Source organism: Herbiconiux sp. VKM Ac-2851 (assembly GCF_013205105.1).
GTDB classification, from domain to species: Bacteria; Actinomycetota; Actinomycetes; order Actinomycetales; family Microbacteriaceae; genus Herbiconiux; species Herbiconiux flava.
Genome location: NZ_JABMLJ010000001.1, coordinates 1,307,631 through 1,321,971, shown reverse-complemented (window position 1 = coordinate 1,321,971; position 14,341 = coordinate 1,307,631). Strand labels below are relative to the sequence as shown.

12 protein-coding genes are annotated in these 14,341 nt (G+C 70.4%); 6 read left to right on the top strand and 6 right to left on the bottom strand.

Annotated features, from left to right (window positions below):
• Positions 1-83: 83 nt before the first annotated feature.
• From HQQ85_RS06235 to HQQ85_RS06225, 3 genes are all read right to left on the bottom strand, one after another.
• The gene (locus tag HQQ85_RS06235; protein WP_173181567.1) at positions 84-986 is read right to left on the bottom strand and encodes a membrane protein insertase YidC; all 903 of its coding nucleotides are present in this window, start codon (positions 984-986) and stop codon (positions 84-86) included.
• A gap of 118 nt (positions 987-1,104) precedes the next feature.
• Entirely contained in the window at positions 1,105-1,455 is a 351-nt protein-coding gene (locus HQQ85_RS06230; RefSeq protein ID WP_173181566.1) for a DUF6412 domain-containing protein, read from the bottom strand.
• Positions 1,456-1,578: 123 nt separating this feature from the next.
• Positions 1,579-2,016 (bottom strand): hypothetical protein, encoded by a 438-nt coding sequence (locus tag HQQ85_RS06225; protein ID WP_173181565.1) that lies wholly within the window; start codon positions 2,014-2,016, stop codon positions 1,579-1,581.
• Positions 2,017-2,102: 86 nt separating this feature from the next.
• Here HQQ85_RS06225 and cofC point away from each other — a divergent pair, with 86 nt between their 5' ends.
• Positions 2,103-2,765, top strand: coding sequence for a 2-phospho-L-lactate guanylyltransferase (gene cofC / locus HQQ85_RS06220; RefSeq protein WP_173181564.1), 663 nt, complete (start codon positions 2,103-2,105; stop codon positions 2,763-2,765).
• Here cofC and HQQ85_RS06215 read toward each other — a convergent pair.
• Positions 2,748-3,710, bottom strand: coding sequence for a sugar-binding transcriptional regulator (locus tag HQQ85_RS06215; RefSeq protein WP_173181563.1), 963 nt, complete (start codon positions 3,708-3,710; stop codon positions 2,748-2,750). The genes cofC and HQQ85_RS06215 overlap by 18 nt on opposite strands.
• Before the next feature lie 104 nt (positions 3,711-3,814).
• Between HQQ85_RS06215 and HQQ85_RS06210 the strand changes: the two genes are divergently transcribed.
• From HQQ85_RS06210 to glpK, 3 genes are read left to right on the top strand one after another with little or no spacing between them, the layout of a single operon-like run.
• The gene (locus tag HQQ85_RS06210; protein WP_173181562.1) at positions 3,815-5,557 is read left to right on the top strand and encodes a glycerol-3-phosphate dehydrogenase/oxidase; all 1,743 of its coding nucleotides are present in this window, start codon (positions 3,815-3,817) and stop codon (positions 5,555-5,557) included.
• Positions 5,558-5,597: 40 nt separating this feature from the next.
• Entirely contained in the window at positions 5,598-6,368 is a 771-nt protein-coding gene (locus HQQ85_RS06205) for an MIP/aquaporin family protein (RefSeq protein WP_173181561.1), read from the top strand.
• A 51-nt stretch (positions 6,369-6,419) separates the two neighbouring features.
• The gene (gene glpK / locus HQQ85_RS06200; RefSeq protein ID WP_173181560.1) at positions 6,420-7,943 is read left to right on the top strand and encodes a glycerol kinase GlpK; all 1,524 of its coding nucleotides are present in this window, start codon (positions 6,420-6,422) and stop codon (positions 7,941-7,943) included.
• A gap of 136 nt (positions 7,944-8,079) precedes the next feature.
• Here glpK and HQQ85_RS06195 read toward each other — a convergent pair whose 3' ends face one another.
• Entirely contained in the window at positions 8,080-10,752 is a 2,673-nt protein-coding gene (locus HQQ85_RS06195; RefSeq protein ID WP_173181559.1) for a bifunctional FO biosynthesis protein CofGH, read from the bottom strand.
• A gap of 210 nt (positions 10,753-10,962) precedes the next feature.
• Here HQQ85_RS06195 and guaD point away from each other — a divergent pair, with 210 nt between their 5' ends.
• A complete protein-coding gene (gene guaD, locus HQQ85_RS06190; RefSeq protein ID WP_173181558.1) occupies positions 10,963-12,357 on the top strand; it encodes a guanine deaminase in 1,395 nt (464 codons plus the stop codon).
• Between the two features lie 2 nt (positions 12,358-12,359).
• Positions 12,360-13,352 (top strand): antibiotic biosynthesis monooxygenase, encoded by a 993-nt coding sequence (locus HQQ85_RS06185; RefSeq protein WP_173181557.1) that lies wholly within the window; start codon positions 12,360-12,362, stop codon positions 13,350-13,352.
• Here HQQ85_RS06185 and cofD read toward each other — a convergent pair.
• On the bottom strand, positions 13,349-14,341 hold the full coding sequence (gene cofD / locus HQQ85_RS06180; protein ID WP_371741786.1) for a 2-phospho-L-lactate transferase: 993 nt from the start codon (positions 14,339-14,341) through the stop codon (positions 13,349-13,351). The two genes, HQQ85_RS06185 and cofD, sit on opposite strands and share 4 nt — an antisense overlap.

Genomic DNA, 14,341 nt, shown 5'->3' with positions numbered 1-14,341 from the left:
AGGTGTCTCAGACGATCGTGCGCCCTGAGGCGGCGGGCGCACCTAGGGAATCCGCCCTATTCTGCTCGTCGGCACGGTGCTAGTCAGCGGATCAGGCGGTGCAGGAGCGCGCGTTCCGCGACCGTCCACGTGGTGGTGACGAGCAGGTACAGCGCCGCGGCGAGCGGAACGAACGCGGCGATCACGACGGTCATCAGCGGCAGCCAGGAGAGGGCGCGCTGCAGCCCACCACCCGGCGCGAGCGCCGCCGGCAGCCCCGGCGCCGCGCCAGGACCGCCAGCCGACGAGCCCGACCCAGACGACGAGCCCGAACCAGACGACGAGCCCGAAACAGACGATGAGCCCGATACCGGCGCGACCACCGGCACCGGTGCCAGCGCCAGCGTCACCCGTCGCGACACGAGGGCCACCGCGGCGAGCAGCACCAGCACGACCCCGGTCACCAGAAGCGCGGGCAGAGCATCCGGAGACCCGGGCAGCACCGCGAGCCCCGCCGACGCCTGCAGCGGATGCCCCGAGACGACCGCGCTGAGCGCCGCCGCGAAGGAGGTGCCGAGCGGTGCCCCGAGCAGCCACTCGGTCAGCAGCACGTTGGGGTGCCCGTTGATCGTGGGCAGGATGAACAGCCCGTAGACGAGCGAGAGCACGGGCGCCTGCAGCAGCAGGGGCAGGCAGCCGGCGAGCGGCGAGGCGTTCTCAGCGGCGTAGAGCGCCATGGTCTCGCGCTGCAGCCGCTGCGGGTCGCGGCGGTGGCGGCGCTGCAGTTCGGCGAGGCGCGGTGCGAGGCGGGTGCGCATCCGCTGGGCGCGGGCCTGCGAGACCCCGACCGGGATGAGGACGAGGCGCACCAGAACGGTGAGGGCGACCACCGCGAGGGCGGCCGAGGCTCCGCCGGCGAGCGGCTGGAGGACGGACGAGAGGAACTGCAGCACCGTCGAGGCGGCGTCGAGCGCGGCCGCGACGGGGCCGAAGGCATAGATGTTCACGGGACTCCTTGCGGGATACGGATGGGGGACCGTATGGCCGCGAAGGAGCGCGTTCCCGCCCGGCAGGGGCGGGGTGCCCGGTGAGGGGCGGGCCGCCCGTCAGGGGCGGGGTGCTGCGCTACGCGGCCGCGAGGAGGCGGCCGGGTGCGCGCGTGCGGGGGCGTCCGGGTGCGTCGGGGCGGCTCTGCACCACGACGACCGGCAGGTCGACGTCGTCGGCGGGGCGCGGGCGGGCGGATGCTCGGACGAACCGCGCGAGCACGGCCCCCAGTGCCCGCAGCACCGATCCGACCGACGCGGCGGCGACCGACCCCGCGGCGAGGGCCGTTGCCGCGAGGGCGAGGGCCGTCACCGCACCGGGGTCGAGGGCGCCGCTCGAGCTGACGAACCAGACGAGGCCGAGCCCGGAGGCGACGGCGGCGACGCGCAACAGGGCGCGCACTGCTGCGCGCGTGCGGTCGGCCGTCATGGCTACGACCCTATCGCGGGCCGCCGGCGACGACGAAGAGCCGCGCGACGACGGCGTCTCGCCCGATGACGACGAAGGCGCGCCCACCCCGCACGGGAGGACGCGCCACGGGAGACGATCGGCTCACGCCGCCCGCACGTAGTCGGACGAGCCCGAGGCCGAGCCGCCACCCGACCCCGCCCCACGCCGCAGCACCGCACCGGGCGCGATCGTGGTGTCGTTCTCGATCAGCGTCGCGTCCGAGATGGCCGCCTTCTCGCCGATACGGGAGTGGCTGCCGATCTTCGACGTGCGCCCGATCACGGCCGACGCGCCGACGTGCACGTTCGCGCCGACGAACACTCCGGCGCCGAGGATCGCGTCGTGCTCGATCCAGCTGCCGGACCCGATCCACGCCTTCGGCCCGACCTTGGCGCCGGCCTCGACATAGCTCGTGGGGTCGACGTAGGCCGACGGGTCGACCTCCGCTCCGACTGCGACGTAACCCTTTCCGTTGGGGTGGCGGCGATACCGCGACACGACTCCGCGTTCGCCCTCGATCTCAAGAAACGTTCTGCTCACGCTGTATACAACCCACGACCCACCCTCACCATTCCCCGAAACGTACCGATCGTTCTGTCTTTTCGAAGTGCGGGATAATCGGAGCAATGACCTCCCCGTGGACCCTCGTCGTGCCCGTCAAAGGCACCGCGGAGGGCAAGAGCCGCCTGATGCCCGAGCGCTCCGCCGAGGAGCGCCTGCTGCTCGCCGAGGCGTTCACCCTCGACGCCGTCGCCGCGCTGCGGGACGCTCGCACGGTGGGCCGCGTGATCGTGGTGACGGATGCCGGGTCGTCGGTCGCCGCCCGCCTCCGCGAGACGGTCCCCGGTGTCGAGGTGCTCGACGATCCGGGTCAGGGGCTGAACGCGGCCGTCGCCCGCGGTATCGCCGCCGCCGGTGACGGTCCGACGGCCGCGATGCTCGGCGACCTGCCCACGCTCGTGGCGGGCGACGTCGACGAAGCGCTCGAGGCCGCGCACGCGCATCCGCTCGCCTTCGTCGCCGACGCCGAGGGCTCGGGAACGACCCTCATCACCGCGGCCGGACGCACGGCCGGCGCCGACCTCGTGCCCCGGTTCGGCGCCGGATCGGCCGAGCGCCACCGCGCCGCCGGTCACGTGGCCCTCACGCTCGGCGACCACTCGACCCTGCGCCACGACGTCGACACCGAGGCCGAGCTGCAGCAGGCCTGGCGCCGCGGCGTCGGCCCGGCCACGGCCCGGGTGCTCGAGAGCCTCAGCCCGCCGGCGGCCTCAGTCCTCCAGCAGTGAGTGCGCCGTCGTCTCGTCGATGATCAGGTCGGTCATCACCCCGGCCGCCAGCGCGCCGCGGAGCGCCGGCAGCTTCGAGCGCCCCGACACCACGCAGACCCGCCGCGACACCTTGCGCAGCAGCTCGAGCGACGGGCCGGAGGAACGGGCGTTCATCGGGATGTCCTCGCTCGAGCCGTCGGCGCGGTAGAACACCGTCGCCACGTCGCCCACCACCTGCGAGCGGCCGAGCTGCTGGAAGTCGTCGTCGTCTAGGTAGCCGCCGACATAGACGTGCGACGGCACCTCGGCATAGGCCGAGCCGAGGCCGAACAGCGCGATGTCCATGTGCTTCTGGATCTCGAGCACCCGCCGGATGCTGCGCTCACGCCAGAGCACCTCCTTGGTGCGCGGGTCGTCGAAGAACGCCGGCACCGGGAACTGCTGCACGTACGCCCCGAAGGCCGTGCCGAAGCGGCTCATGATCTCGCTGGCGTAGCCGATGCCCGTGGTGCGCGCGTTCGAGGCGCCGTTCAGCTGCACGATCTGCGAGTTGTGCGTGACCTTCTCCTGCAGGTGCCGCGAGACGGCCGACAGGGTCGAGCCCCAGGCGATGCCCATGGTCATGTTCGAGTCGAAGAACGGCCCGAGAATCCGTGCAGCGCTCATGGCCACGCGCTCGAGTCGGTCGACCTCGGCGGTCGAGTCGGGCACGGGCACGACGTGCGCCGTGACCCCGTGACGGGCCCGGATGCGCTCCTGCAGGCTCGACAGCCGGTCCAGCGGCGACTTCACCTGGATCTCGACGAGCCCTGTGTCGCGGGCGTAGCCGAGCAGGCGGGAGACGGAGGATCGGGAGGTGTGCAGCTCGGTGGCGATGGCCTCCATCGTCAGATCCTGCAGATAGTAGAGGTGGGCGGCGCGGAGCGCGTCGCGCTCCTTCTCGGCGCCAGCGGTGTCGGCCATGCGTCCTCGCATCCTTTCGTCTGCACATATGTGCAACGAGCTTGATCATATGTGAAAACGGTCGTAGAACTGGACAGTCAACCCAGCACGAAGGCGAGTGAACAGTGACCAGCACCAACGATGTCCGCAGCAGCGTCGAAGCCATCCGCAGCAACCCGAAGACGCAGGTCCTGATCGTCGGCGGCGGCATCAACGGCATCGGCACGTTCCGCGACCTCGCGCTCCAGGGCGTCGACGTCGTGCTCGTCGAGCGCGGCGACTACGCCTCGGGCGCCTCGGCCGCCTCCAGCCACATGATCCACGGTGGCGTGCGCTACCTCGAGAACGGTGAGTTCCGCCTGGTGCGCGAGAGCGTGCAGGAGCGCAACCGCCTCCTGCGCCTGGCTCCCCACTACGTGAAGCCGCTGCCCACGACCATCCCGATCTTCTCGACCTTCTCGGGCATCCTGAGCGCACCGCTGCGCTTCCTCACCCACAAGCAGGGCAAGGCCAAGGAGCGCGGCGCTCTGCTGATCAAGGTCGGCCTGCTCGGCTACGACTCCTTCTCGCGCGACGGCGGCAACGTGCCCCGCCACAAGTTCGTGGGCCGCAAGAAGTCGCTCGCCAAGCTGCCGAAGCTCCGCGGCGACGTGAAGTACACCGCGACCTACTACGACGCCGCGGTCGAGAACCCCGAGCGGCTCGCGCTCGACCTGGTTCAGGATGCTCTGGCGACCGGCTCCCACGCCCGCACGGCCAACTACCTCGAGGCGGTCGGCTCGAACGGCGACGCCGTGGTGCTCCGCGACCTCGTCAGCGGCGAGACCTTCGAGGTCGCGGCCGACGTGGTCGTCAACACCTCCGGCCCCTGGACCGACCTGACCAACGCCGCCCTGGGCGAGTCGACGACGTGGATGGGCGGCACCAAGGGCTCCCACATCGTGCTCGACAACGCCGAGCTCTTCGAGGCCTGCGCCGGCGGCGAGGTGTTCTTCGAGAACAACGACGGCCGCATCGTGCTGATCTACCCGCTGAACGGCCGCGTGCTCGTGGGCACCACCGACCTCGAGGCCGACATCACCGAGCCCAGCGTCTGCACCGAGGAGGAGGTCGACTACTTCTTCCAGCTGGTCAAGCACGTCTTCCCGACCATCGAGGTCGACCGGCCGCAGATCGTCTACCGCTACTCGGGCATCCGCCCGCTGCCCGGCCACGGCGACACCGCCCCCGGCTTCGTGTCGCGCGACTACCGCATCGAGCAGACCGCCTTCGGCACCTCGACGAAGACGAAGCAGCTCAGCCTGGTCGGCGGCAAGTGGACCACGTTCCGCGCGCTCGCCGAGCACCTGACGAACGACACCCTGGCGCTCCTCGGCCGCACCCGGAAGGTCAGCACCACCGACCTGGCGATCGGCGGCGGGGCGGGCTTCCCGACCACCCCGGCGGGCACCGCATCCTGGATCAAGGCGCACGGCGCCGACCTCGGCCAGGAGCGCACCCGCACCCTGCTCGCCCGCTACGGCAGCAACGCCGCGGAGGTCATCGACCACATCGCCGCGCTGAACGCCACCGAGACGACGGATGCCCCGCTTCAGACCCTGCCCGGGTACAGCACAGGCGAGATCGACTTCCTGATGGGCGAGCACACCGTGCACCTCAGCGACCTGGTGCTGCGCCGCAGCATCATCGCGTTCGTGGGCGGTCTGACCCAGGAGGTGTTCGATGAACTGAGCACCCTGGCGCAGCGCTCGAAGGGCTGGTCGGACGGGACCCTCGCCGACGAGCGCCGCCTCGCGGTCGAGAACCTCCGCTTCTTCCACGGCATCGTGCTGGAAGCGGCGAACACGGCGGCAGCAGCCGTCAACTGAGTCGGGTGGCGCAGCGCCACCTGAGAGAAGAAAGGTCAACGTGGACAATCTCGGTATCGACTTCGTATCGGAGCTGGTGGGCACAGCCCTCCTGGTGCTCCTGGGCTGCGGTGTGGTCGCCAACGTGGCGCTCGTGCGCACGAAGGGCTTCAACGGCGGAACGCTCATGGTCAACATCGGCTGGGGCCTCGCGGTCTTCGCCGGTGTGATCGTGTCGTACGCCTCGGGCGCGCACCTGAACCCGGCGGTCACCCTGGGCCTTCTCGCCAACGGCGCGAAGACCTTCGGCTCGGAGGCCACGGCCGTCGACGTCAACGCGGTCACCGTCATCGCGTACATCGGCGCTCAGCTGATCGGTGCGATCATCGGCGCGGTGTTCGTCTGGCTGGCGTACAAGCAGCACTTCGACGAGGAGCCCGAGGCGGCCAACAAGCTCGGCGTGTTCTCGACGGGTCCGGCCATCCGCTCCTACGGCTGGAACCTCGTCACCGAGATCATCGGCACCTTCGTGCTGGTGTTCGTCGTGATCGGCTTCGGCGGCGGACGACAGGGTGAGGGTGGCCTCGCAGCTCTCGGCGCCCTGCCCGTGGCGCTGCTCGTGATCGGCATCGGCGCGTCGCTCGGTGGCCCGACCGGCTACGCGATCAACCCGGCCCGTGACCTCGGGCCGCGCATCGCTCACGCCATCCTGCCGATCAAGGGCAAGGGCACGAGCGACTGGTCGTACTCCTGGGTGCCCGTGGTGGGCCCGATCATCGGTGGTGTGCTGGCCGGACTGCTGGCCATCCCGCTGCTGCCGATCCTCACCTGAGCGCCCCCGCGCATCCGCTTCGCAATTCAGTTACGACAAAGGAGTTAAGACATGTCTGAAGAGAAGTACGTCCTGGCCATCGATCAGGGCACGACCAGCTCGCGCGCGATCATCTTCGACCACAAGGGCACCATCGTGTCCACCGGTCAGAAGGAGCACGAGCAGATCTTCCCGAAGGCCGGCTGGGTCGAGCACGACCCGATGGAGATCTGGGCCAACGTCCGCGAGGTCATCGGTCTGGCGCTCTCGAAGGCAGACCTGACCCGCCACGACATCGCCGCCGTGGGGATCACCAACCAGCGCGAGACCGCGGTGGTGTGGGACAGGAACACCGGCAAGCCCGTCTACAACGCCATCGTCTGGCAGGACACCCGCACCCAGTCGATCGTCGACCGCCTGGCGGGCGACGAGGGCACCGAGCGCTTCAAGTCGATCGTGGGCCTGCCGCTCGCGACCTACTTCTCGGGCACGAAGATCGTCTGGATCCTCGAGAACGTGGAGGGCGCCCGTGAGAAGGCCGAGGCCGGCGACCTGATGTTCGGCACGACCGACACCTGGGTGCTCTGGAACCTCACCGGCGGCACCGAGGGCGGCGTGCACGCCACCGACGTCACCAACGCCTCGCGCACGCTGTTCATGGACCTCGAGACGCTCGAGTGGCGCGACGACATCCTCGAGGCGTTCGGCGTGCCGAAGTCGATGCTCCCCGAGATCAAGTCGTCCTCCGAGGTCTACGGCACCGTCGAGTCGTCGAGCCTCCTGCGCGAGGTCCCCGTCGCGGGCATCCTCGGTGACCAGCAGGCCGCGACCTTCGGCCAGGCGGCGTTCGACGCCGGCGAGTCGAAGAACACCTACGGCACCGGCAACTTCCTGATCTTCAACACCGACACCGAGATCGTGCACTCCAAGAACGGGCTGCTCACCACCCTCGGCTACAAGCTGGGCGACCAGCCGGCGCACTACGCACTCGAGGGCTCGATCGCGGTGACGGGATCGCTGATCCAGTGGCTGCGCGACAACCTGGGCATCATCTCCTCGGCTCCCGAGGTCGAGACCCTGGCGAACACCGTCGAGGACAACGGCGGCGCGTACTTCGTGCCGGCGTTCTCGGGCCTGTTCGCTCCCTACTGGCGGTCGGATGCGCGTGGTGCCCTCGTGGGCCTCACCCGCTACGTCAACAAGGGCCACATCGCCCGCGCGGCGCTGGAGGCCACGGCCTTCCAGACCCGCGAGGTGCTCGATGCGGTGAACGCCGACTCGGGCGTGGACCTGACCGAGCTCAAGGTCGACGGCGGCATGATCGCCAACAACACGCTGATGCAGTTCCAGGCCGACATCCTCGGCGTGCCGGTCATCCGTCCGGTGGTCGCCGAGACCACCGCGCTCGGCGCCGCGTACGCCGCGGGCCTCGCGGTCGGGTTCTGGGCGAACCTCGACGAGCTCCGCGCCAACTGGCAGGAGGATTCCCGCTGGGAGCCCAAGATGGACGACGCCGAGCGCGAGCGCCAGCTGCGCAACTGGAAGAAGGCCGTCACGAAGACCCTCGACTGGGTCGATTCCGACACGGAGGCATAGCCTCCGCGCCGAAACCGACCCGGGCTGTGCTGGTTGGTGCGCCGCCGCCCCGGCGGCGCACGGCCGACACCGAGGCGTAACCCGCCCCACTCACGACGGCCCGTCCCTCACGCGAGGGGCGGGCCGTCGTCGTCCGTCAGGTCAGGAGGTTCGTGCGGAGGGTCTTGCCCGTCGCCGCGAAGCCCTGCGAGGCGAACTCGCGGGCCACGGCGATGCGCTCGGCCGTCGGGCGACCGTAGGTCGTGGTGCGCTGCACCGGCACGCGGCCGATCTCGCCGATCATCCGCTCGAGCTCGTCGACCGTCTTCTCGGAGCCGTTGTCGGCGCCCGCCATGCGGCTGATCGTCTCCTCCATCAGGGTGCCGCCGAGGTCGTCGGCACCGCCCTGCAGCATCTGCTGCGTGCCCGCGTTGCCGAGCTTCACCCACGAGGTCTGCACGTGGTCGATGCGCCCGTGCAGCATCAGCCGCGACACCGCGTGGATGGCCCGGTTCTCCTGCCGCGTCGGCCCCGGCCGGGCGACGCCCGCGAGGTAGACGGGGGCGTTCATGTGGATGAACGGCAGCAGCACGAACTCGGTGAACCCGCCGGTCTCGTCCTGCACCCGCGCCAGGGTGCGCAGGTGCCCGACCCAGTGCGAGGGGTTGTCGACGTGCCCGTACATCATGGTCGACGAGGAGCGCAGGCCGATGTCGTGCGCGGTCGAGACGATGTCGATCCACGCGGCGGCCGGCAGCTTGCCCTTGGTGAGCACCCAGCGCACGTCGTCGTCGAGGATCTCGGCGGCCGTGCCCGGGATCGAGTCGAGCCCCGCCGCCTTCGCCTCGAGCAGGAAGTCGCGGTACGACAGCCCCGTGCGCGAGGCCCCGTTCACGATCTCCATCGGGCTGAACGCGTGCAGGTGGATGTCGGGCTGCCGCGCCTTCACCATGCGCGCGAGGTCGAAGTACGCGGTGCCGGGCAGGTCGGGGTGGATGCCGCCCTGCATGCAGATCTCGGTGGCCCCGATCATCCACGCCTCGTCGACCCGGTCGCCGACCTGCTCCATCGAGAGCGTGTAGGCGTCGGCGTCGGTGCGCCGCTGGGCGAACGCGCAGAAGCGGCAGCCGGTGTAGCAGACGTTCGTGAAGTTGATGTTGCGGTTCACGACGTAGCCGACCTCGTCGCCCACGGTCGCGCGGCGCACGTCGTCGGCGAGGGCCGCGAGGGCCTCCAGGTCGGGGCCGTCGGCGCCGAGCAGGGTGAGGTAGTCGGCGTCGCTCAGCCCCGCCGGGTCCTCGGCGGCGCGGGCCAGGGCGCTGCGCACCGCAGGGTCTCCGGATGCGCGGGGCGCCGTGCCCTCGTTCGCCCCGACGTGCTCGCGCAGCTCGGCCCAGTCGCCGTAGACGTCCTCGAAGTCGCTGCGGCGGTCGCCGGTGCGGCCGATCGTGTCGATCTCGGTGTGCAGCTCGGTGCGGCCGGAGCCCGACGAGGTCCAGTCCCGCTCCTGCCAGGGCAGGCCCACCGGGATGCGGCCCTCGACAGCCAGCCCGTCGGGCCCCGCGAGGGCGCGGACGTGGGGGAGGACGCGGGGGTCGATCCAGGGCTCCTCGGCGCGCACGAAGTGGGGGTGCGCCGTCAGCCGCTCGCGCAGCTCGAAGCCGGCTTCCGCGGTGAGGCGGGCCAGGTCGTCGATGTGCGGCCACGGGCGCTCGGGGTTCACGTGGTCGGGGGTGAGCGGCGAGACGCCGCCCCAGTCGTCGATGCCGGCGCGCACGAGGAGACCCAGCTCACGAGCATCCGTCAGATTCGGCGGAGCCTGCACCCGCGCCTTCGGGCCGAGGACGAGCCGCGCCACGGCGACGGCCGCGACGTACTCCTGGGTCTCCAGGTCGTCGGCGGCCATCATAGCCGTGGCCGGCTTGGCGCGGAAGTTCTGGATGATCACCTCCTGCACGTGACCGTGCCGGCGGGCGGCCGAGCGGATGGAGAACATCCCGTCGACGCGCTCGGCGTAGTTCTCGCCGATGCCGAGCAGCAGGCCGGTGGTGAAGGGCACGTTCGAGCGCCCGGCGTCCTCGAGCACGCGCAGGCGAACCACGGGATCCTTGTCGGGGGAGCCGTAGTGCGGCCCGCCCTTCTCGCTCCAGAGGCGGTCGGCGGTGGTCTCGAGCATCATGCCCATCGAGGGGGCGACGGGCTTCAGGCGCTGGATCTCCTCCCAGGTCATCACACCGGGGTTCAGGTGCGGGAGGAGGCCGGTCTCCTCGAGCACGAGGATCGCGACCGCGCGGAGGTAGGCGATGGTGGAGTCGTAGCCACGGGCCTCGAGCCACTCGCGGGCCACCGGCCAGCGCTCCTCGGGGCGGTCGCCGAGGGTGAACAGGGCCTCCTTGCAGCCCAGCGCCGCGCCCTCGCGGGCGATCGCGAGCACCTCGTCGGGGGAGAGGAAGGGCGCCTTGCCCTGCTTCTCGAGACCACCGGGCGTCTCGACGAAGGTGCAGTAGTGGCAGCGGTCGCGGCAGAGGTGGGTGAGCGGGATGAAGACCTTGCGCGAGTAGGTGATGACGCCGGGGCGGCCTGCGATCTCGAGGCCGGCGTCGCGCACCCGGGAGGCGGCGGTGAGGAGCCGCTCGAGGTCGTCGCCCCGGGCGTGCAGCAGCGTCTCGGCCTCGGTCGCGTCGAGGGCGACGCCCGTCTCGGCCCGCTTGAGCGCCCGGCGGATCGCGGAGGCGTTCGGCACGAAGGACTGCTCGACAGGGGCGGGGGCCGTGCTGCGGCCCGTGGCGCGGACGCCCGTGGACGTGGGGAACGGAAGATCTTCGGGCATGGTCTGTCCTCGGGGAAGTCGGCGCGATGAGCGGACACGCGAAAGAGACGCGAGAAGAAAAGAGAGCCCAAAGCCAGACCCAGAACCTGATTGCAGGACAGCCTACCCCCGAGCCGCCTACCCCCACGGCGGGCCTCCCCCTGATGGGGACAGGCCGTGGGTGCGCCGCGTGTGCCACGATGGCGTCACCACTACGAATCGGGGAACATCTTGGCCAAGACAGCTGTGCGCGGAACCTTCCTGGACTTCGTCGACGACCCCTACAAGCACGTCGGCAACGAAGAGGCCGCAGCCCGGTTCCAGGCCGACGGCCTGCTGGTCGTCGAGGACGGCGTGATCGTCGACTTCGGCGCCTACGACGACATCGCCTCGAAGCACGAGGGCGTGGAGATCACCGAGATCCGCGACCGCATCATCCTCCCCGGCTTCATCGACGGCCACATCCACCTGCCGCAGACCCGCGTGCTCGGCGCCTACGGCGAGCAGCTGCTGCCGTGGCTGCAGAAGTGGGTCTTCCCCGAGGAGCACCGCTACGCCGAGCGCTCCTACGCCGAGGAGGGCACGAAGCACTTCTTCGACAACCTGCTCGCCTCGGGCACCACCACGGCGCAGACCTTCACGACCGGCAATCTCACCTGCAACGAGGTCTTCTTCGAGGAGGCCAGCCGCCGCAACATGCGCATGATCGCGGGCCTCACCGGCATCGACCGTCACGTGCCCGACTACTTCGCGAACACCCCCGAGCAGTTCTACGACGACAGCCGCACGCTGATCGAGAAGTGGCACGGCAAGGGCCGCAACCTCTACGCGATCACCCCGCGCTTCGGCTTCGGCGCCTCCAACGAGCTGCTGGCCGCCTGCCAGAAGCTGAAGGAGGAGTTCCCCGACCTGTGGATCAACACCCACATCTCCGAGAACCCCGCCGAGGTGCACGGCGTGCTGGCGCTGCACGACGACTGCCACGACTACCTCGGCGTGTACGAGAAGTACGGACTGGTGGGCCCGAAGTTCACGGGCGGCCACGGCGTCTGGCTGTCCAACAGCGAGTTCCGCCGCTTCTCGGAGTCCGGCGCCTCGGTGGCCTTCTGCCCGTCGTCGAACCTCTACCTCGGATCGGGCCTGTTCCGCCTCGGCCGGGCGCTCGACCCCGAGCACCGCGTGCTCGTCTCGTACGGCACCGACATGGGCGGCGGAAACCGCTTCAGCCTGCTCAACACGCTCGAAGACGGCTACAAGGTGGGGATGCTCAACAACACCATCCTCGACGGCAGCATCCTGCCGAGCGACCAGGACCTCGCCGAGTCGGAGCGCAACAAGCTCTCGCCGCTCCGGGCGTTCTACTCGCTGACCAAGGGCGGGGCCGAGGCGCTCTACATCGACGACTTCGTCGGCTCGTTCGACATCGGCAAGGAGGCCGACTTCGTCGCCCTCGACTGGACCGGCGGCCCGCCCGCGACGGCCTGGCACCAGAGCCTGTCGTACAGCGGCGGGCCCATGACGCTCGAGACCGTCTCCGACCTGCTCTTCGGCGTGATGATGGTCGGCGACGAGCGCGCCGTCGACCAGACCTGGATCGCGGGCGAGCTCGCCTACCAGAAGGCCTGAGCATGACCGAGACGGCGGTGCCCGGCGACACCACGACCGCGGCTGACGGCACCGTCACCCTCGTCGTGCACCGCCGGCTCGCCGAGAAGGACTACCCGGCCTACGAGGCTTGGCAGAAGAAGGTCGCCGAGAGCGTCTCGCGCTGGCCGGGCTTCCTCGAGCGCGAGCTGATCCGGCCGAACCCGCCGCTGCAGGTCGACTGGGTGACCGTGCAGCACTTCCGTGACGCCGGCTCGGCCCGCGGCTGGCTGCAGAGCGCCGAGCGCAAGAACCTGGTCGACGAGATCGGCGACCGCTTCATCGGCAACGACGACGTGCACCTGTTCACCGAGGAGGCGAAGCACCCGAGCGAGGCGGCCTCGGTCCTCATCTCCAGCCGGGTCGCCCCCGAGGACGAGGCGCGCTTCCTCGAGTGGCAGCGCGAGATCTCGGCCATCGAGTCGCGCTTCGAGGGCTTCCTCGGTCACAAGGTGGAGCGCCCGGTGGCCGGCGTGCAGGACGACTGGGTCGTCGTGCTGAGCTTCGACAGCGAGCCGCACCTGAACGCCTGGCTCGACTCGCCCGAGCGCGCCGCCCTGCTCGAGGAGGGCGCGGCCTACAACGAGCAGCTGAAGCTCACCCGATCCAGCTACGGCTTCGGCTTCTGGTCGGGTCGATCCAGCCCGGATGCCCTGCCCGACCCGGTCTTCAAGAGCAACCTCCTGGTGCTGCTCATGCTCTACCCCATCGTCTTCCTCTGGGGCTACTTCATCGCCGACCCGCTGTTCGACAGCCACGGCGTGCCGTTCTGGCTCTCGCTGTTCATCGGCAACCTGGTCTCGACGCAGCTGCTCGGCTGGTTCTTCGTGCCGTGGGCGTTCAAGCTCTTCGGCTGGTGGGTGAAGCGGGGCATCCCCGTGAAGACGCACGTGCTCGGCTACTCCATCGTCGTGCTGGTGTACGCCGTGTCGATGGCGCTGTACGCCTGGCTGATCACCCTCCGCCCGGCGAACTAGCGGCGGACGGCCGCGGCCAGGGCGTCGGCGGCGAGCTGGGCGCTCGTGTCGGGGTCGCGCATCCAGAGCGGCACCACCGAGGTGCGGATGCCCGCCGACTCGATGACCGGGGCGCTCGCCGCGTCGCTCTCGTCGATCAGCCACGCGTCGAGCACGCCTCCCCGCGAGCGGGAGCCGTAGTGCTTCGCCACCGCCGCGGCGGTCGTCTCGACGCCGATCGCCGTGAGGCAGGCGTCGGCCATGCCGCGGACGGCCGCGCCCGAGATGATGGGGGAGACCCCGACGATCGGGGCGCGGGCCTCGTGCAGCGCCGAGCGGATGCCGGGCACTCCGAGGATGGTGCCGATCGACACGACGGGGTTCGACGGAGCCACCAGGATCACGTCGGCCTGCTCGATCGCCCGCCGCACGGACGGGGTCGGCTTCGCCGCATCCACCCCCACCTGGATGAAGCGCTGCGCCGGCACGCCCGCCCGGTGCTTCACCCACCACTCCTCGAAGTGCACGATGCGGCGCTTGCCGTCGAGGATGATCTCGACGTGCGTCTCGACCGGCTCGTCGCTCATCGGGAGGAGCTTTACACCCGGGTTCCAGCGTTCGGTGAGCCGGGCGGTGGCCTCGGTCAGGGTGAGGCCGTCGCGCAGGAAGCTGGTGCGCGCGATATGGGTGCCGAGGTCGAGGTCGCCGAGCGTGAACCACGGCCAGCCGACGCCGTAGGCGGTGAGCTCGGCGCTGACGCGCTCGCTCTCGTCCTTCCGGCCCCAGCCGCGCTCGTCGTCGTTGGCGCCGCCGAGCGTGTACATGATCGAGTCGAGGTCGGGGCAGACCCGCAGGCCGGTCAGCCACATGTCGTCGCCGGTGTTGACGACCGCCGTGACCTCGGCGGTCGAGCCGCCGTCGCCGTTCGGGTACGCCTTCCTCAGCTGCGTGCGCAGCCCCCTCAGGAACCGTGCACCTCCGACACCGCCTGCGAGAACCGTCACCTTCAC